Source organism: Microbulbifer maximicatervae (SeqCode), assembly GCF_052467815.1.
In genome coordinates this window covers 3,708,462-3,728,724 of sequence record NZ_CP174326.1, presented here as the reverse complement: position 1 = coordinate 3,728,724, position 20,263 = coordinate 3,708,462, and the positions used below count along the sequence as shown (strand labels likewise).

Here is a 20,263-nt window from a genome sequence, read left to right as displayed (position 1 = left end):
AATAAAAAAAAGGGCCGGATAAACCGGCCCACTCTCTCGTCATGCTGACAGGAATAACTTAATAAAATAGAGCAAAAATTGTTTTATGTACTATTTCTTTCAAAATTTAGACGCAATTTTCACAATCTAAACGTTTTTTATAGGCTACTGCCGAAATAAGGAGCTCTAAATAATCCCACAATGCCCCAGTGGCCTTTAAATGCCTTCCCAAGGTCGACAACAGCACATCCCTGTGCCGTATTAACCCATGGGTTAATTAAAATCGGACAGTTAAATCCGCACCGTACATTCTCGGCATAAAGCGCCAAGCGGGACTGGCACCAATGGCTGCGCCGGTACCACCATAGCCGCCAGCGATTTCTTCATCCGTCAAATTTTGTATCCAGAGCGCTAAAGAATAACTATCTGAAGGGCTGTTCCAGGCTGCCCGCAGGTTGAATAACTGATAGTCTTCCACGATACGTGTCCGGTCAGTAATCGAACCAATTCGCTCATCTGTCCAGTTATAATCGCCACGGAAAATAAACTCCCCGCCAGATGCAAGGTCCACTGTGTATTCAGCCATTAGGTTGAATTTATTCTCTGGCGTTGATACCCGAGACTGGCCTACTTTCGAGTCCTCTTCAGTCTCACCAATGGCTTCGATGATCTGGTAGTCAGTAAACTCTGTATCCAGGTAGGAGTAATTACCGGCAATAAACAAGCTCTCTGTTACTGCCCACTGTACTTCGATCTCCGCCCCAGTACCCTCTGCATCCGAATTCCGCAGGTTATAACTGGGAATAGGAGTACCCACCAGATCCAGTTCCTGCAAATTGTTGTATTCGTAGGTGTAAATAGAGGTATTCAAGCGTACCCGGTTGTCGAACAGACTGCTCTTAAGACCAACCTCCAGGTTAACGACATCTTCCTGATCGAAAGATGACTCAACCCCGGGACCAAAGTTAAGACTATTGAATCCACCGGCTTTAAAACCATCCGCCAGGGAGACATAGGTCATCACATCGTCGTTCCAGCGGTAATCCAGCACTATACGACCGGAAAGGTCGCTCCAGCTATCACTCAATTTGGAGTCCAAAACCGGCTGGCCATTGTTGAAAAACACAATGCCAAACAACTGGGACCCCAAGTCGACTTCAGGCAGGGTTACAGTGCCGATTACGTTGCCATCTCCGTCAACCAAGCGCACATCTCCGCCGGACAGGGACAGTGGGATACTGTTGCCATAAGCCGTCTGGATGGTGAAATCTTTTTGATCGTAGGTATAACGAGCACCAACAGTCAGGTCCAACTTATCAGTAAGGCTCCAGGTCATGTCACCGTAAATAGCACTGGAACGGTAATCACCTGTGTTGCGAACGCTCTCCCCCCAATGTGCATCCGAAGCTATCCAGGGATTGAAGCCCGCCATCATCTGTCCAACTACATCTTCCGCATAGAGCATATCGCCGGTTATTCCAGTGGCCCCTAACTGAGCGAGTAATGCATCTACCTGGCCTGTTTGCAGCATCAGGTCATAGACAAAGGAAGCGCTGGCAATTCCCTCCAACCCCGCCTGCTGTAGCTGCGCACGGGTGATAACCGCTAAGTCTTCTTGCTCGGTTTGGGTCAGGTCCGGATAGGCAGCCTTTACCCCTTCATAAACGGCGAAGGATTCCACCGATCCGGTAGTGAAATTGGCATAAGTGGTGTGATCCACCTCTTCTTCGGAGTAAGAAGCTCCCAGAGTCCATTTGATGGTATCTGTAGCACCATTGATACGGAATTCTTGAGAAAATTGGCTTTGATCATCAGTATTAGCTGACCCAAACATATAGTCCGGGTTGGCAGTACCATCCTCATCCTGCTGCAGGTGGGCATCGAATTCGCTGTAGGCAGTAATCGAAGTAAAAGTGAAATTATCGAAATCTTTGGTAATTGTCAGTGATGTGCCGAAGGAATCACGATCCTCAATGGTCGGGGTATCCAGGGCGTAGTCGCCAAAAACATCCGTTTCATCTTTGAGGCTGGGCACTATGGTTGTTCGCAAAGCGCTGCCTTGATCCATAATCCCGTAATTGGCGCGCCACAGCACCTCGGTATCCGTCGCCGGCTCCCACAGCAGAGAGGCGCGATAGGTCTGAGTATCCTGGTCCCCCACAGAGAAGCCATTTGCTAAATTATCGGCATATGGATCGCGGCGATTTGTCGACGCTGAAAAGCGCCCATACAGATTGTCACTAATCTGGCGATTTACCAGGAGATCCGATGACTGGCGCCCATAATTACCGGCTGTCAGGTTTAATTCCGTAGAATCATCCGCCTGCGGTTTGGTGGTGATAATGTGAATCGCACCACCGGTGGCATTACGGCCGAATAGCGTACCCTGCGGCCCTTTAAGGACTTCAACCCTCTCAATATCGGTAAGCGGTATCTCAGCACCCGCACTGCGACCGGTATAGACGCCATCTACATAAACTGCCACAGCGGGATCAGAGCCTATAGTCCAATCATTAGTTTGCACGCCGCGAATACTGTACGTTGGTTGCAGGGCGGTATCGTTGTGCATTTCCACGCCCGGCGTATATTTCCCCAAGTCAGTCAGATTTTTGACACCGGCTTCCTTTATATTTTCTCCAGTGAAGGCGGAAATCGCGATAGGTACGTCTTGCAGGTTTTCTGCCCGTTTCTGCGCCGTAACCACAACCTCCTCAATTTCTGCAGCGTGAACGTGAGAGCCAACAGCAGTGAGGAATGCAATGGTTCCAGAAAGAATGGAAAGGTTGAATCTACGGTTTGTTACATCTCTACCAACATCGTGCATCATCGCGTCCTCGCGTTTATTGTTATACAGCCTGATGTTTTCGATTTGTTGTTGTTTTTGTTATTGCACGCCATCTTACGGTTGCGTTTTCGTATTGAAAACCCTGCGATGACTTTTTTCTTGTGACCAGTCAGTTCTTCGATAGATAGCAGCGAATGGCAGGAAAATCTGAGAATTCAAGGCTTGGGCTTTGTCACTAAAAGTTACTCCCTGTATCCCTTGGTAACTTTGCAAGTGAAATTAAAAATGCACAAAACTGTGCTACCGACTTAAACCCAGAGATTTAGCGGCAATCACAATGACAAAATTTCCATTTCTCAAGCGGTATATGTCAGTACTTATTATCAGCGCATTGGGGCTGATCATTTTATTTTTAATGGGTTCCTGGATCTGGCTCCGACAGAGCTTGCCTATTCTCGATGGAACCATTACCACGGGTGAATTAAAAGACCCGGTTATTATCGAGCGCGATTCACAGGGAGTGCCATTAATTCATTCTGAAAACCGAAACAGTTCGTCCTTCGCATTGGGCTTTTTACACGCGCAGGAACGTTTTTTCCAAATGGATCTGTTGCGGAGAAGTTCTGCTGGGGAATTATCAGAATTACTGGGCCCATCCACTATAAAACACGATCAAAAGGTACGTTTACATCAATTTCGCCAGCGAGCAGAGCGAAACATTGCTGCGATGCCGGCGGAACAAAAGGCCCTTCTGGATCAATATATCAACGGTATTAATTTTGGCCTCAACCAGCTTCCCGCAAAACCCTGGGAGTATTTGTTATTGGGTCAGGAACCGCGCCCCTGGAATTCTGCCGACAGCCTGTTAACGATCTACAGCATGTACCTGACGCTACAAAGTGAACGCGGTAGTTATGAACTTCGCGACACCGCTTTAGCCGAATTGATTCCAGCAGATCTCTACGCTTTCTATTTTCCCCAAGGCGGGCGATGGGACGCACCACTATTTGGCGAAGCACGAGAAAAGGTCAGCCTCCCAGAAACACCGATTTCTGCACTTTTAGATGAACAGGACACTATCGTTTATCAGGCGATGGAGAGTGATGACAAGATTTACGGCAGTAATAACTGGGTGGTCGGCGGTAATTTAACAGCGCACGGTGGAGCCATTCTTGCCAACGATATGCACCTCGGGCTGAGTGTTCCCAATATCTGGTTCCGAGCAGGCTGGAGCATACCAGGCACCAACCGATTTGTTCGTGGCGTAACCCTTCCAGGCGGCCCAATTATGGTTGCCGGAAGCAACGAATTAGTTGCCTGGGGATTTACCAACACCGGTGGCGACTGGAGTGACCTGATTCCACTGGAACTCAGCGAAGACGGCAATCAATATAAAACGCCTGAAGGCTGGAGGAATTTTGCCTATGAAACAGAATCTATTGCCGTCAAAGGCAGCGACCCAAAAACCATAGAAGTTCGCACAACTATCTGGGGTCCCGTTATCGGTACAAACCACGATGGCGTTCCTCTCGCATTCCGCTGGGTTGCTCACGACACTCTGGGCGGCAATATGAACTTGATTGATATGGAAGTTGTTCGCACCGCCGAAGAAGCTCTGGAGCTTGGCCCCACCATAGGCATCCCTCATCAAAACCTAGTGGTTGGCGATAGTGACGGCAATATTGGTTGGACTGTGGCTGGCGCTATTCCCAAGCGAGTCGGGTTTGATGGCAGTCGATCAGTCAGCTGGGCAGATGGTAGTGCCTATTGGGACGGCTATTTAAGCCCCCAGGAGCACCCCCGCCTGTATAACCCGGAGTCCGGCCGAATCTGGAGTGCCAACGCTCGTATCGTTGATGGGGACTATCTCAAACTCATGGGCAACCACGGCTATGCGCTCGGCGCACGTCAGCAACAAATTCGCGAACGGCTTTTCGCTCAAGAGAAATTCAATGAGCAGGACCTTTTAAATATCCAACTCGACGATCAGGCAGTATTTCTCGAGCGGTGGCAGCAACACCTCCTCACCTTACTTGAAGATCAGAAAGACTACCGCGAGGTATATATACAGATTCAAAATTGGGGAGGCCGAGCCGCCATCGACTCCGTAGGCTATCGCATCGTTCGCAACTATCGCCTGAAGTTGATGGAGCTTACGACTGCGCCCATTTTGACTTACATGCGCCGCTATCAGCCCAAGTTTTCTTTCGGCCAACTCAAACGCCAATTTGAATACCCACTTTGGGAAATGGCTCAGCAAGAGCCAAAACAGCTTCTCAACCCGGATTTTGAATCCTGGAACGCGATAAAGCTCGCCGCCCTGGATCAAGTACTGGAAAAAATGAACCGCAGCAATCAGCCCCTTAAGCGTCAATCCTGGGGTGCTGAAAACACGGCAAAGATCCAGCATCCACTGGGCAAAGCAATACCACCGCTGAACTGGTTCCTGGCAATGCCTGCGGAGCCTCTCGCAGGAGATACCCATATGCCCCGCTTCCAGTCTCCCACTCATGGCGCATCCCAGCGCTTAGTGGTTTCACCGGGTCGGGATGCAGACGGTATTTTCCATATGGCAACAGGTCAAAGTGCCCATCCACTCTCACCATTTTTCGGTAACGGCCATCAGGATTGGGTAAAGGGAAACGCTTCATCATTTGTTGAACGCGAGCCTCGCTACCGACTCACGTTAAATTAGAGGTACCGCAGGGACGCTAAAGTCAAGCAGTCTCATCGAGAATTGCGAAAGACAGAAACGTGGTGAAGAAGGCAAGACTCACAACGAAAGGCAGCACGGGAAAGCACAACATCAATGCCGCCGATGTAATCCAGAGATTTCTCACCCAGCTCTTCTTTTGCTGGTAGTGGTAGGTGTAGCGCCGGGTGTGACTGTCTAGCTGTGCAGGAATTGCTATTTCACGGACCGGTGGGAGAAAAAAGCGCACAGCATTGGTGCAATAAAAGCGAATAAATGCAAGCAGCATATTGAACACCACTCTGAGAGTACCTTTTCAGTATAGGTACTCTCGGCGTCATTGGGTGCCTGCCTTAATCCTCTCGATTTGGCTGATACCACTGAAGCTTTTCATGCAAGCTCACTACCCCACCAATGATGGTGAGTGTTGGCGCTCGAACTTCACTGTTTTCAGCAAGGGCCGGCAAGCTGCTCAAGTCACCGACAACTACTCGTTGGTCTCGCGTAGTGCCCTTTTCAACCAAGGCAGCCGGCGTATTCGCATCGAGCCCGTGTTTAATCAATTCAGCACAAATAGTTTGTAACCCCGTAAGCCCCATATAGAAAACCAGGGTTTGTGCTGGGCCCGCAAGTTCTTGCCAAGGGAGGTCCAACTCCCCCTCTTTCAGGTGTCCGGTAATAAAGCGCACAGATTGAGCGTGATCCCGGTGAGTCAGTGGGATACCGGCATAACTGGCGCAACCAGAGGCGGCAGTGATTCCCGGCACTACCTGAAAGGGGATCCCCGCCTCTGACAACTTGTCTATTTCCTCACCGCCTCGACCAAAAATAAAGGGATCGCCTCCCTTAAGCCGCAAAACCTTTTTACCTTGGCTGGCCAGATCTACCAACAGCTGATTGATATCGTCCTGTGGCACCGCGTGGAAAGCCTTGCGCTTACCCACATAGATCCGCTCTGCATCCCGGCGCACCAACTCCATCACTTCCGGTGAAACCAGCCGATCGTAGAGCACCACATCTGCCTGCTGCATCAAGCGCAGTGCGCGAAAAGTCAGCAGGTCTGGATCTCCCGGACCTCCACCCACCAGGTAAACCTCACCCACCGGATTCGGGCTCCCCTGCCAGTCTTGAAGCGCATCCACCAGCGCCTGCTCGGCATCTGCTGGTTGCCCGGCCTCCATGCGGTTGGCAACGGGGCCGGCAAAAACCCACTCCCAAAAATTCTTGCGGCGAGACTCTGGCAACGCTGCCTTAACCCTATCGCGCATTCGCGCCGCCAAAGTCACCAGCGGTCCCAGACCCGGCGATAGCAGAGCTTCGAACTGAGCCCTGATTCTGCGCGCCAGTACTGGAGCCGCGCCGCCACTACTGATACCGATCGATAGATCTCCCCGCTCCACAATGGCCGGGAAAGTAAACGTGCACAACTCTGGCGCGTCCACCGCATTGACAGGTAGGCGCTGAGCCTGGGCATCGGCTGAAACCTGTGCATTCACGGACTCACTATCAGATGCAGCAACGACCAGCCCCGCTTTCTGTAAATACTCGCTCGAATAAACTGAATGAAACCATTCCCCACCAGAATCAGTCACCATTTGCTGAAGCTCATCGGTAATTTCCGGGGATACCACCAATATCCGTGCACCCGCTTTGTGCAATAAGCGAGCTTTACGGGTGGCAATGGAGCCGCCTCCAACAATCAAACAGGGATGATCTTTGACATCAAATGCGAGGGGTAAATAACGCAACTTCTTATTCCATCAAATAGCGGGCAAAGTGAAACTCATTACTACAAATAAAAAAGGGCGAACTCTACGCTCGCCCTTTTGGAGTGCTACGCTCAGGAAGCTGAGATCACTTCCTGGCCTCGCATATAGGGCCGCAATACTTCCGGCACCTCAATACTGCCATCCTCGCGCTGGTAATTTTCCAGAACAGCGATGAGGGTACGACCCACGGCAAGGCCGGAGCCATTCAGTGTATGCACCAATTCGGGCTTATTGGTTTCCGGGTTGCGCCAGCGTGCCTTCATTCGGCGCGCCTGGAAGTCACCTACCAGGGAGCAAGAGGATATCTCGCGGTACTTATCCTGGGACGGAATCCAAACTTCAATATCGTATGTCTTTCGAGCAGAGAAACCGATATCGCCACCGCAGAGAATCACTGTGCGGTATGGCAGGTTCAGCTTCTGCAAAATGGTCTCAGCATTTTGCGTCAGGGTTTCCAATGCCTCTTCAGACTGATCCGGACGCGCCACCCAAACCAGTTCTACCTTTTCAAACTGGTGCTGGCGAATCATGCCACGAGTGTCGCGGCCGTGAGAGCCAGCTTCAGAACGGAAGCAGGTAGTGTGAGCAACCAATTTATGCGGCAGGCTAGCACTGTCTTCAACAATATGATCGCGATACATATTGGTGAGGGGCACTTCCGCAGTCGGGATCAGGTAGAAACCACGATCATCCTCGAGCTTAAACAGGTCTTCCTCAAATTTAGGCAGCTGGGAAGTGCCGTACAGGGAATCAGCATTCACAACAACCGGCACATTGGTTTCCTGGTAACCATGCTCTTCGGTGTGAGTATCCAGCATAAACTGTGCCAACGCGCGATGCAGACGCGCAACATCACCGCTCATTACCGCAAAGCGGGAGCCGGTGAGCTTCACTGCCATCTCGAAGTCGAGGCCACCAAGGTGTGTGCCCAGGTCTACGTGGTCTTTAACTTCAAAGTCAAAAGTACGCGGCTGGCCCCAGCGGCGAACCTCTACATTATCGTCTTCACTCTCGCCTTCAGGCACTGAGGCATCCGGCAAGTTGGGAATCGCAGACAAGATTGCATCCAACTCTCCCTGCAATTCTGTCAGTGCATGTTTGGCATCTTGCAACTCACCACCGAGGGACTCCACTTCTTTCAAAAGCGGAGCAATATCTTCACCATTCGCCTTGGCACGGCCGATATTTTTCGACTTGCTATTGCGCTCGTTTTGCAAACTCTCGGTGCGCACCTGCAATTCTTTGCGGCGTTCTTCAAGGGCTTCAAGTTTGGCAGTATCCAGTTCTACACCGCGCTTTTTCAGGGCAGCGGCCACCTGGTCCATATCCGTGCGAATCAGTTTGGGATCGAGCATCGTTTCCAGTTCGCCTGTTATCAGGCTCCTACAACAGAGAAGTTAAATTAAAAATACCGTGTCGCCAAAGCGACAGCAGCAGCGGTGGCCAACAAACAACCAACAAGGCTGCCGACAATATAGCCAATGGCCACCAGCGGCTGGCCATTGTGCCACAGTATCAGGCTTTCGAGGGAGAAAGTGGAAAAGGTTGTCAGTGCGCCAAACATGCCGGTCATCAACAGTAGACGCCATTCCTCCCCCAACATGGCGCGGTGAGCGATCAGTACATAAACAATACCGATCAAAAAAGAGCCTGTTAAATTGACAATGATGGTTCCTAGCGGAAACCGACCCTCAAATACCGGAAAGCTCCAGATACTCACCAGGTGGCGAAGAACTGCCCCAAGTGCGCCGCCCAGGGCGACTGCCAGCCACTGCATTTAGCTGCTTCCTTTCTATCTATTTAGAGTTTCTGTAACGCTGCCTGTCACTCTCGCGATTCAGTCGGCGCAGAGTCTGCAATTTTTCTGAAATTTTTAACTCCAGCCCTCGGGGAACCGGCTGGTAGTACTCGCGCTCAGCAATCTCTTCGGGGAAGTAATTCTCTCCCGCAGCAAAAGCATCGGGTTCGTCGTGGGCGTAGCGATACTCCGCACCGTGGGACAGGCTTTTTGCCAGTTTGGTAGGGGCATTGCGCAAATGCACTGGCACTTCGTAACTGGGCTCGCGACGAACATCCGCCACGGCACGATTGTAAGCGGAGTAAACTGCATTGCTTTTTGCCGCAACCGCCAGGTAAGTAATGGCTTGGGCAATTGCCAGCTCGCCCTCGGGGCTCCCCAAGCGCTCCTGCACATCCCAGGCATTCAGCGACAACTGCAAAGCCCTCGGGTCCGCATTGCCGATATCTTCACTGGCCATACGTACGACACGGCGAGCGATATATAACGGATCGCAGCCTCCATCCAGCATCCGCACAAACCAGTAGAGCGCCGCATCCGGGTCAGACCCCCGCACTGATTTATGCATGGCGGAAATTTGATCGTAAAAATAATCGCCGCCTTTATCAAAACGGCGAACATCGGCACTGAGCACCTCGGCGAGCACGTCTTCATCGACAATCAGTCGCCCAGCCTCCTCTTTGGCCAGATCGCAGGCCACTTCCAGCAAGTTCAAAGCACTGCGGGCATCCCCATCGGCAGCCCGGGCAATCTTACCCAACACTTCTTCGGGAATGTTGACGCTCCGCTCGCGCAATTGCTGGTCGGTTTGCAGGGCGTAGCGCAGCAACCCCAACAACTCCTCTTCGGGAATACTGCGCAAAAGATAGACCCGACACCGGGACAGGAGCGCATTGTTCAACTCAAAAGCCGGGTTCTCCGTAGTCGCCCCGACAAAAGTCACAGTGCCCTCCTCCACGTAGGGAAGGAAGGCATCCTGCTGAGCCTTATTAAATCGATGCACTTCATCGACAAATAAAATAGTGTGTCGGCCCGACTGTATCCGGTGCTGCTCAGCTTCGGCCACCGCCTGACGAATATCTTTCACTCCGGCGAGTACCGCAGACAGTGTGGCAAATCGAGCATCGCACTCTTCTGCTAGCAACCGCGCAAAAGTGGTTTTACCCACACCGGGAGGGCCCCACAAAATCATAGAGTGCAGCTGGCCGCGCTCTACGGCCTCCCGCAGAGGTTTGCCCTCCCCCAATAAATGCGACTGGCCCACATAGTGGGCCAGGGAATTCGGTCGCATACGGGCCGCGAGGGGTTGGTGGGTTTTGGGAGTATCGAACAGATCACTCATCTTTAATAATGTCAGTACCGGCCGGGGGCTTAAAATCAAATATAGAAGCGGATAGTTTTGGATTCGCCTCCATACCACTGAACTGAATTTCAGTGGTTTGTCCCATACCATCGCGCACGGTCATTGCCGACGGCAAGCCATTTTTGGCAAATCGAATTTCCATGGCTTTAAAAGGGGCCGAGGGGTTCTTGGGGGTCAGGTGATAAACCCCTTCTTTCTGGCTCACATTAAACGAGCCCCGAATTTCCTCTACTTTGCCCCCCAGCAATAGGGCTGGGGTATCCTTAATACGGGCATCCACTGGGCGAACTGTCACCTGCTCCAGATCCGGATCGTACAGCCAGAGCGTCTTGTTGTTTGTCACCAGTAACTGGGGGTAAGGCTCACCGGTTTTCCAGCGCAATTTGCCCGGGCGCTGCACAGAAAAGCTACCATTGCTCTTCTGTGTGACCTCACCGCGCTCGTCGATCAATGTCTGTTTGAAATTACCCGAAATCGCCTCCAACGGCTTGAGTAAATCGCTCAGGTCATCGGTGGCATCAGCCCAGGCCGCGCTGGCGGTAACACTGATTGAAAGCAGCAGACCCTGCAGAATTCTTTTCATAGTGGAGTCCCAACGTATTGATTTCCTTAAAGATTAACCCCGACTAAGTGAACAGTGGCTTAACCCGCCACTGCTCCAAGGGCCAAACTCCTATCAGGCTGGCGGCGGTGCCAGCACCTCTCGATTGCCGTTGTGGCCCGCCGCAGATATCACCCCAGCAGCCTCCATGGCGTCAATAATTCGAGCCGCGCGATTGTAACCAATCCGCAGCTGACGCTGCACAGAGGAAATTGACGCCTTGCGGGATTTAGTGACGAAAGCTACGGCTTCGTCGTAGAGCGCATCGGCTTCAGGGTCTTCATCCTCACCGCCTTCAGACTGTAATCCAGGCACGGGAATACTGTTATTACTATCGTCGACAATACCATCGATATAATCAGGCTCACCGCGACGGCCCCAATCGGCGACAACTTTATGCACTTCGTGATCGTCGACAAAAGCGCCGTGGACACGAACGGGAACACCACTTCCAGGCGGTAAGTACAACATGTCACCATGACCGAGCAGCTGCTCCGCGCCGCCCTGGTCGAGGATTGTGCGGGAGTCCACCTTGGACGAAACCTGGAAACCGATTCGAGTAGGTACGTTAGCTTTAATCAAGCCGGTAATAACATCCACCGACGGACGCTGGGTTGCAAGCAGTAAGTGGATCCCAGCTGCACGGGCTTTTTGTGCGATTCGCGCGATCAGTTGTTCGACCTTTTTACCGACAATCATCATCATGTCGGCAAATTCATCAATCACGACAACAATGGCAGGCAGTGCTTTCAAAGCCGGTGCGGTTTGTTCATCTTCCGGCACGCTGGAGGCGGGATCTGGCTGCCAGATAGGATCGATCAGCGGCTCCCCGGCCTCTTCCGCTTCTTTCACTTTGCGGTTAAAGCCTGCGAGGTTTCTCACCCCCATTGCCGCCATCAACTTGTAGCGGCGTTCCATTTCTCCAACACACCACCGCAAACCATTGGCGGCATCGTTCATATCGGTGATGACCGGGGTCAACAAATGTGGAATGCCCTCGTACACCGAGAGCTCCAGCATTTTTGGGTCCACCAGAATCAGGCGGACCTCATCGGGCGTCGATTTGTACAGCAGGCTCAACAACATAACGTTGATACCCACAGATTTACCCGAACCGGTGGTACCCGCTACCAGCAAGTGAGGCATTTTGGCCAGATCGGCCACCACCGGCTGACCGGAAATATCGTGACCGAGCGCCAGAGTCAGCGGCGATTTGGCATTATCGTAGACATCTGCCGACAGCACTTCACTGAGGCGCACCATCTGTCGATTTTCGTTAGGGATTTCAATACCCACAACCGACTTGCCTGGGATTACCTCAACCACACGCACACTGATCACCGCCAGTGAGCGCGCCAGGTCTTTTGCCAGATTGGAAATCTTGCTCACCTTTACGCCGGGAGCTGGCTGAATTTCAAAGCGGGTTACTACCGGCCCCGGCAGAACAGATACCACTTCGGCAACAACACCGAAGTCTTTCAGCTTAAGTTCCAGCAGGCGCGACAGCGCTTCCAGGGATTCCCGGGAGAAGCCGGCCTTCTTGTTTTGATCTGCTGGATCGAGAAGACCCAGCGGCGGCAGGGCTCCAGTAACCGGGCCACTTTTGAAAAGCTCTCGCTGTTTTTCCTTTGCTGCCCGAGGACTCTGCTTCGGCTTGGGGGCTGCGGGCTCAATCTTCGGGGGAATTCGTTTGGCAACTCGCTGCTTCTCTTCCTCCACAGCGGCCTTGCGCACGACAATCGCCTCTCTGGCCACCCTCCGCTCGTTGCGCTTTTGCCGCCAGCGTTGATAGAAACTGCCCAGCAAGGCAAAAAAACCGAGCACATTCTTTCCAATTGCCTCTGCCAATTTGAGCCACGACAACCCCGTAAAAATAGTGACACCGATAGCAAATATCGCCAGCAGTAAAATGGTTGCCCCTACATAGCCGAGGCTAGAACCCAGGGCAGACGCCATCGCGCTGCCGATGATGCCTCCATTGGTAAACGGCAAAGGGTTTTCTGCGGGATCAAAACATAGAGTCGCCATTGCCGCCCCGCTGACAAGAACAAGCAGCAGGCCAAATATTCTCAAAGCAAATAGCGGCAAATGGAAGCGGGCATTGCGATCGCGAAGAATGTGATAGGCCCGCAGACCAATCAGCAAGGGGAACAGGTAAGCCATCCATCCGAGCAAAGACAAACACACATCTGCCAGCCAAGCACCGGCTGGCCCAATGGCATTGTGCACTTGTTGGGTACTGCCAGTTTGCGACCAGCCCGGATCTTCTGCGCTAAAGCTTAACAGGCTAATGGCGAGCAACAGGGCACCAGCCAGCAAACTGATCAGGGCCCCCTCGCGAACGAGTCGGGCGATCAATGAGTCTGGCAATGCATTGCTCTCTGCAGGGCTTTTTTCAGTTGCGCTTTCGGCCTTCAATGGCTTACCTCAATAATGCTGTACTTTTTATGTCCACATGAACTTGGCGGTGTCTACCTGGGACCTGAATCCCCATGCCGCCTGACAAAATTCTGTATTGCTTACAGAAGAAAGCAAATCAATCAGGCTATTTTACAATCTACGCTTTCAGATTGCGCCTTACGATCCCTGACACCAAGTAGTTTTTTGTTGTTTGGCGGCAGTATCGGAAAACCTGGAGCGATTCCTAGCCAGTATTCTCTTCTAAATTTATCGGTTTGTACGTGCGATAGATGCAATTTGGAATCATCATCGAGATATCTTGCCCTGAATCCTCCCAGCAAACCTCATCAATAATCGCCTGGGTAACTCTCTCGCGGAGGTAACTATTCAGAATTTCCAATTTGTATTGATCCCCGCCCAACTCTGTTTTTAATTTGTCTTGAGTACTATCCCGGTAATAGGTTCTGGATACCCGCTCTGCTTGCGAAAAGCCTGCATCGCTGAGCAATTGTAACAACTGGTCTTCCCGCAAAAAGAACCGATCCAAGAGCAACGATTCACGGTGTGTCAGCGCTGACAGTTTTCGCTTTTGGGCACACAGTAAATCTTGGACCCCGGCAGACGCCGGCATCAAGTCCCAAACCAACAGCGGACCTCCCGGCTTCAAAACCCGATAACACTCCTGGAGAACCAGGGGCTGATCTTTATAAGGTACTTCGTGCAGGCCCATTCTGATTGCCACAGCATCAAATAATTCACTGGGATATGGCAAGTTTCTTCCATCACCTATAGTGATATCGGCAGCCAGCAATTGAATATTTGGGTCAAGGTTTTCAAGCTGCGAAGGGTGGGAATCGCACAAGCTACATTGAATAATAACCCCATGAGCTTTGGCAAACTTAAGCAGGTAGCTACTCAGGACTCCCCTGCCACACATCAAGTCGAGAACTCGACAACCATTGCTGAGGCCCAGCGCCATAGCAAACTTCTCGAGTTCTTCTGGCTCACCCGCGCAAGTAACCGCCCCACCTCCTGTATCACCATATCCATCAGAGACAATTTCACAGCGTATTTGCAAGTTGAGCGCGGTAAATAGATCCAGCAGGTGGGGTGGGCCATGTAAGCTCGCCCGGTGATCGCCATCGGGCTCTAGATCAATGGAAAAACGCAACGAATAACTATCGTCGATAATTTCGGCTACGAAAGCCTGGGCCTCCTCACTAAGGGTCAGAAAAGTTTTAGGATGCCCCAACTGCTCTCGCTTCAGGTTTAAGGGTATGAACTTTCTTTTGTAGCGCATAACGATCCTCAACCCACTGGGGTTTTGGCACTTACTCGAAGTCACTGGCCTCTATGACGCTCACACACTCAATACATCTAACAATCCGTAATTCTAATTTGTGACACCCCATTCTCCCCCTAGCAAAGCCAGCAGCAGTTGTTTCAGATTGGAACTTTTTTACATTTTTCCAGCTCTTACGGCCAGCTTTGGCGCAAACTCCGATTTGAGCCAAACCTCTAGCCAGGTCAAAGAGAGTTGAATAGGTACGATCAATCGAACAAATTAAGGCAAACTATTTCGCCGAATGGTAAATATCGCCTATTATATCGCCCAATTTAATAGTCTCGCCTGATCAAAAAATGGACGGGCATATGGACTCCCAGCCCATTGGGTAAACTTCGCAAATTGAGAGTTTTAAAGAGTACTTCATGAGCAATAACCATCATCGACTGATCATCCTCGGCTCAGGCCCTGCCGGCTACACCGCGGCTATCTACGCTGCACGGGCAAACCTGAACCCGGTTGTTATCACGGGTATGCAACAGGGTGGGCAGCTGACCACCACCACTGAAGTCGAGAACTGGCCGGGCGGTATTCCGGAGCTTCAAGGTCCGGACCTGATGGTGCAAATGCAGCAGCACGCAGAGCGCTTCGAGACAGAAATCATCTTCGATCACATCGAATCTGTTGATCTGAAACAACGTCCTTTCACCTTGAAAGGCAACGAAACTTACACCTGTGACTCACTGATTATCGCCACTGGCGCCTCAGCACAGTACCTGGGCCTACCCTCTGAGGAAGCCTTCCAGGGACGAGGTGTCAGCGCCTGTGCGACCTGTGACGGATTCTTCTATCGCGACCAGAAAGTTGCTGTTGTCGGTGGTGGCAACACCGCCGTAGAAGAGGCCCTGTACCTCTCCAATATCGCCAGTGAAGTGACCCTGATTCACCGCCGCGACGAGCTTCGCGCAGAAAAAATCCTTCAGGACCGCCTGATGGATAAAGTGGAAAACGGCAACATCAACGTCTGCTGGCACAACACCCTGGACGAAGTGCTCGGTGACGACAACGGTGTAACTGGGCTGCGCCTGCGCAACACCCAGGACGACACCACTACAGAGCTGGACGTTTCCGGTGTGTTTATTGCTATCGGTCACAAACCGAATACCGGTATCTTTGAAGGCCAGCTTGAAATGAATGGCGGTTACCTCATTGTGGAGAGCGGCCTGAACGGCAATGCCACTCAGACTTCTGTTCCCGGTGTATTTGCCGCAGGTGACGTATCCGACCATATTTACCGCCAGGCGGTAACTTCTGCGGGTACCGGCTGTATGGCCGCCCTGGACGCCGAGCGCTTCCTCGACGCCGAGAAGTAAGTCAAATCCCCGGGCAGAGCTTTTCTGCCCGGTATCCCCCTCTACCGACAGGAGTCAGATCGTGGCAGGGAACACCCAAAGCCGCCTGATGTGGCTCGACCACACCGTTGTGGACTTTCCCCCAACTGAATTCGCACTGGATGACCCCAATGGCTTGCTGGCGGCCGGAGGAGATCTAACTCCCGAGTGGCTGGTTGAAGCCTATCAAAGAGGTGTCTTCCCCTGGTATTCAGATGACCAGCCGATCTTGTGGTGGAGCCCCTCTCCTCGCTGCGTGGTTATCCCGCAAAACTTTCGTATTGGCCGCACTTTGCGCAAAGTATTGCGCCGAGGAACCTTTTCGGTCACCTTCGACCAAGCCTTTCCCGAGGTAATTGAGGCCTGCCGTGCCCCCCGGGCGGATGAAACCGGCACATGGATCACCGATGAGATGTGCGATGCCTATATCGACATGCACCATCAGGGATTTGCCCACTCAGTGGAGGTTTGGCGCGACGGTCAACTCGTTGGCGGACTCTATGGTATTGCGCTGGGGCGAGTGTTCTTTGGGGAGTCGATGTTTCACCGGGAGACAGACGCTTCAAAAGTCGCTTTTGTCCACCTCGTTCGGCAATTAGAATTGTGGGGCTGCCCACTGATCGACTGCCAGGTGAGCAATCCTCATCTCAGCAGCCTTGGGGCGGTGGAAATGTGTCGTAAGGATTTCGAACAACTGCTGGCAGACGGCGTTAAGCAGCCGCCTTTCCCGCAGCCCTGGAAGCTTTCGTGGACTTATGGGTAAATACTCTCAGCTGGATTCAGTGCGCCTGTTGGCCACCCTGCCCCACCCCTGCGGTTACCTGCCGGATCGGGAGGCAACAACGGTGTTTGTCGATCCGCAAACAGAAGTGGATCAGCGTCTGTACAACCGTCTGTCAGAGCTGGGATTCCGGCGCAGTGGTGCCTACCTCTATCGCCCCCAGTGCGCGACCTGTCGCGCCTGTATACCGGCTCGCGTACCTGTGAGCCTGTTTGTCCCCGACCGCAACCAGAGACGCTGCTGGAAGCGCAACAAGGACCTGGACATATTCCATATCGAGTCCATCGATACAGATGAGCATTACGAACTCTACGCCCGCTATATCGAGCAGCGCCACGCCGATGGGGAGATGTACCCGCCCAGCCGGGAACAATACCGCAGCTTCCTGAGTCAGGCTTGGGGGTCTACTCGCTATATTGAGCTGAGAGCCCGAGGCAAGTTGGTGGCAGTGGCTGTAACAGATATCCTGACTGCCGGGTTATCGGCCATCTATACTTTCTTCGATCCCGATGAGGACAAACGGAGCCTGGGCAGTTACTGCATCCTCTACCAGATCGAATGGGCCCGGCGCTTGGGGCTACCTAATCTCTACCTGGGGTACTGGATTGAGAAGTGCCACAAAATGGCCTATAAAAGCCAATTTCGCCCCATCGAAATGTTAAAAGAAAACCGCTGGAGCCTTAAATCGCTCTAGTTCAACACACTCTCCCTTTGCTCTATCTTGCCTTTTCGTGCAAAATGCTCGCCCGTCAAGCCGCGGCTAGGCCAAAGAGCCTCCGGGGTAAAGGTCTGATCAAGTTATTGTAAGGTTGCTGCCGCATGGCAAAAGACGATTATATTGAAATGGAAGGCGAGGTGATCGACACCCTGCCGAACACCACTTTCCGCGTAAAGCTGGAAAATGGACACGTGGTAATTGCGCATATCTCTGGAAAGATGCGTAAAAACTACATTCGCATTCTCACCGGCGACAAGGTGAAAGTGGAGCTGACTCCATACGACCTGAGCAAAGGCCGCATTACGTACCGCGCGCGCTAATTCGCTCAGAGGCCAAATTCCGCAAGGCAATTTGACCTGAAATAAAAAAGCCACCTCTCGGTGGCTTTTTTATTGCTTGGCTGAAGCTAATAATTCAGGCGGGCACCGCCATTTTAATCGCCAGCTCATCATCCTCAATGGTGACGCAAACACGCCCACCCTCTTCTGCCAACTCACCGAAGAGCACAGCTTCTGCCAAAGGCTTGCGCAGCTTGTCACGAATCAAGCGGGACATAGGCCTCGCGCCCATCTTCTCGTCATAACCCCGCACCGCCAGCCACTCGCGAGCCTCATCATCAACGACCAGTGTCACCTTGGAATCATCCAACTGGGCCTGCAACTCAACGATAAACTTATCCACCACCGTCTTCACTACGTCCAGAGGCAGAGAACGGAATTGAATAATATTATCGAGGCGATTGCGGAACTCCGGGGTAAACATCTTCTTGATCTCCTCCATTCCATCGGTGGAGTGATCTTGATGGGAGAAACCGATTGAGCGACGGCTCATCACCTCAGCGCCCGCATTGGTTGTCATAATCAGGATGACATTACGGAAGTCCGCTTTGCGGCCGTTGTTATCGGTCAGGGTACCGTGATCCATCACCTGTAAAAGCAGATTGAATACTTCGGGGTGTGCTTTCTCAATTTCATCGAGCAGCACAACACTGTGAGGGTGCTTGGTAACCGAGTCTGTCAGTAAACCACCCTGGTCAAAACCAACATACCCAGGAGGCGCGCCGATCAGGCGGGAAACCGTATGGCGCTCCATATACTCAGACATATCGAAACGAATCAGTTCGATCCCCATTACCTTCGCCAACTGGCGGCAGAGCTCTGTCTTACCGACTCCGGTGGGGCCCGAAAACAGGAAGGAGCCGATAGGCTTCTCTTCAGAACCCAGACCGGCGCGACTCAGCTTAATCGCCGTACCCAGGGCATCAATCGCGCTGTCCTGCCCAAACACCACCATTTTGAGATTGTCATCCAGGCGCGATAACTGCTCCTTGTCAGAAGCAGACACACTCTTGGCGGGTATTCTCGCCATTTTGGCGATCACCATTTCAATCTCGCAAATCCCAATAATTTCTTTCCGCTCTTCAGCAGGCAGCAGGGATTGGTAGGCCCCGGCCTCATCGATTACATCGATAGCCTTATCCGGCAAAAATCGCTCAGTGATGTGGCGGCTAGAAAGCTGAGCCGCAGCATCCAGAGCCCCATCTGTAAAACGAACCTTGTGATGATCTTCAAAGCAACTTCTGAGTCCCTGTAAGATCTGCACGGTTTCTTCCACTGAGGGCTCACTGACGTCAATCTTCTGGAAGCGACGCGAAAGAGCGCGATCTTTCTCAAAGATGCCACGATATTCAGTAAACGTGGTAGAACCGATACAACGCAACTGGCCGCTGGAAAGCAGAGGCTTGAGAAGATTAGAGGCATCCATAACGCCCCCGGAAGCGGCGCCAGCTCCAATAATGGTGTGAATCTCATCGATAAACAGCACCGCGTGCTCACGCTTCTTGAGCTCGGCCAACAGCGCCTTAAACCGTTTCTCGAAATCACCACGATATTTGGTTCCTGCCAACAGGGAGCCCAAATCCAGTGAATAAATAGTGCTTTCTTTTAACGGCTCAGGGATGTCCTCATCGACAATTCGTCGCGCCAACCCCTCTGCTATTGCAGTCTTACCGACACCAGACTCCCCCACCAATAATGGATTGTTCTTGCGGCGGCGGGCGAGAACCTGGGTGACACGCTCAACTTCGGGAGCACGACCGACAAGGGGGTCAATACGGCCAAGAATCGCCTCTTGATTGAGGTTGGTGGCATAGCTTTCCAGCGGATCGGAACCACCAGGCTCTGAGCCGCCACTAATCTCCTCATCAACCTGTTCAGGTGCGGTGTCGGAACCGTGATGGTGATTATTGCCACTGGAGCCAACACGGGAGATTCCGTGAGTGATGTAATTGACGACATCTATCCGGGCAACACTCTGCTGCTTTAAGTAGTAAACAGCCTGGCTCTCCTGCTCACAGAAAATAGCAACCAGAACGTTAGCCCCGGTGACTTCCTTCTTACCGGATGATTGGACATGAAAAACAGCCCTCTGCAAAACCCTCTGAAAGCCCAGTGTCGGCTGGGTTTCACGATCTGTATCAGCCTCCGGAATTAACGGTGTTGTGGAATCTACAAATTCCAAGAGTTCACGGCGCAATGCACTTAAATCCGCTCCACAAGCATGTAGCACATCTGCTGCGGATTCATTATCCAAGAGCGCCAGCAATAGGTGCTCAACGGTCATGAACTCATGCCGTTTCGCCCGAGCACCTTTGAACGCTAAATTAAGCGTTACCTCTAAGTCCTTGCTGAGCATCTAAACC

Annotated in this window: 15 protein-coding genes; 5 read left to right on the top strand and 10 right to left on the bottom strand. The window is 52.1% G+C overall.

The window, feature by feature from the left end; translation table 11 throughout:
* Window positions 1-256: 256 nt before the first annotated feature.
* Window positions 257-2,806, bottom strand: a complete 2,550-nt coding sequence (locus tag ACJJIW_RS16275) for a TonB-dependent receptor (RefSeq protein WP_444935722.1) — start codon at window positions 2,804-2,806, stop codon at window positions 257-259.
* 295 nt (window positions 2,807-3,101) lie between these two features.
* On the opposite strand from ACJJIW_RS16275, the gene ACJJIW_RS16270 reads away from it, so the two are divergent.
* Complete coding sequence (locus tag ACJJIW_RS16270; RefSeq protein WP_444935721.1) at window positions 3,102-5,459, top strand: penicillin acylase family protein; 2,358 nt, start codon at window positions 3,102-3,104, stop codon at window positions 5,457-5,459.
* A gap of 22 nt (window positions 5,460-5,481) precedes the next feature.
* Here the strand turns inward: ACJJIW_RS16270 and ACJJIW_RS16265 are convergent, their stop codons facing one another.
* The 8 genes from ACJJIW_RS16265 to ACJJIW_RS16230 form a co-directional block, all read right to left on the bottom strand.
* Window positions 5,482-5,745, bottom strand: coding sequence for a hypothetical protein (locus ACJJIW_RS16265; protein WP_444908100.1), 264 nt, complete (start codon window positions 5,743-5,745; stop codon window positions 5,482-5,484).
* Between the two features lie 64 nt (window positions 5,746-5,809).
* On the bottom strand, window positions 5,810-7,204 hold the full coding sequence (gene cysG, locus ACJJIW_RS16260) for a siroheme synthase CysG (protein WP_444935720.1): 1,395 nt from the start codon (window positions 7,202-7,204) through the stop codon (window positions 5,810-5,812).
* Window positions 7,205-7,296: 92 nt separating this feature from the next.
* Window positions 7,297-8,580, bottom strand: a complete 1,284-nt coding sequence (gene serS / locus ACJJIW_RS16255; RefSeq protein ID WP_282933066.1) for a serine--tRNA ligase — start codon at window positions 8,578-8,580, stop codon at window positions 7,297-7,299.
* Window positions 8,581-8,627: 47 nt separating this feature from the next.
* Window positions 8,628-9,002, bottom strand: coding sequence for a fluoride efflux transporter CrcB (gene crcB / locus ACJJIW_RS16250; RefSeq protein ID WP_444935719.1), 375 nt, complete (start codon window positions 9,000-9,002; stop codon window positions 8,628-8,630).
* Between the two features lie 19 nt (window positions 9,003-9,021).
* The gene (locus tag ACJJIW_RS16245; protein WP_413662219.1) at window positions 9,022-10,365 is read right to left on the bottom strand and encodes a replication-associated recombination protein A; all 1,344 of its coding nucleotides are present in this window, start codon (window positions 10,363-10,365) and stop codon (window positions 9,022-9,024) included.
* Entirely contained in the window at window positions 10,358-10,969 is a 612-nt protein-coding gene (gene lolA / locus ACJJIW_RS16240) for an outer membrane lipoprotein periplasmic chaperone LolA (RefSeq protein WP_282933069.1), read from the bottom strand. The genes ACJJIW_RS16245 and lolA overlap by 8 nt, the downstream gene beginning before the upstream one ends.
* A gap of 93 nt (window positions 10,970-11,062) precedes the next feature.
* Window positions 11,063-13,405 (bottom strand): DNA translocase FtsK, encoded by a 2,343-nt coding sequence (locus ACJJIW_RS16235; protein WP_444935718.1) that lies wholly within the window; start codon window positions 13,403-13,405, stop codon window positions 11,063-11,065.
* A gap of 226 nt (window positions 13,406-13,631) precedes the next feature.
* Window positions 13,632-14,687, bottom strand: coding sequence for a methyltransferase domain-containing protein (locus tag ACJJIW_RS16230; protein ID WP_282933071.1), 1,056 nt, complete (start codon window positions 14,685-14,687; stop codon window positions 13,632-13,634).
* A gap of 410 nt (window positions 14,688-15,097) precedes the next feature.
* Here ACJJIW_RS16230 and trxB point away from each other — a divergent pair, with 410 nt between their 5' ends.
* The 4 genes from trxB (at window position 15,098) to infA (ending at window position 17,882) form a co-directional block, all read left to right on the top strand.
* A complete protein-coding gene (gene trxB, locus ACJJIW_RS16225; RefSeq protein WP_282933072.1) occupies window positions 15,098-16,045 on the top strand; it encodes a thioredoxin-disulfide reductase in 948 nt (315 codons plus the stop codon).
* An 88-nt stretch (window positions 16,046-16,133) separates the two neighbouring features.
* Window positions 16,134-16,826, top strand: coding sequence for a leucyl/phenylalanyl-tRNA--protein transferase (aat, locus tag ACJJIW_RS16220; RefSeq protein ID WP_444916208.1), 693 nt, complete (start codon window positions 16,134-16,136; stop codon window positions 16,824-16,826).
* Window positions 16,819-17,538 carry an arginyltransferase gene (locus ACJJIW_RS16215; RefSeq protein WP_413662222.1) on the top strand — a complete coding sequence of 240 codons (720 nt, stop codon included), beginning with the start codon at window positions 16,819-16,821 and terminating at the stop codon, window positions 17,536-17,538. The genes aat and ACJJIW_RS16215 overlap by 8 nt, the downstream gene beginning before the upstream one ends.
* Window positions 17,539-17,663: 125 nt before the next feature.
* Complete coding sequence (gene infA / locus ACJJIW_RS16210; RefSeq protein WP_010130378.1) at window positions 17,664-17,882, top strand: translation initiation factor IF-1; 219 nt, start codon at window positions 17,664-17,666, stop codon at window positions 17,880-17,882.
* A gap of 94 nt (window positions 17,883-17,976) precedes the next feature.
* Here infA and clpA read toward each other — a convergent pair whose 3' ends face one another.
* Window positions 17,977-20,256: an ATP-dependent Clp protease ATP-binding subunit ClpA gene (gene clpA, locus ACJJIW_RS16205; protein WP_282933075.1), complete on the bottom strand. Its 2,280-nt coding sequence runs from the start codon at window positions 20,254-20,256 to the stop codon at window positions 17,977-17,979.
* Window positions 20,257-20,263 lie beyond the last annotated feature (7 nt).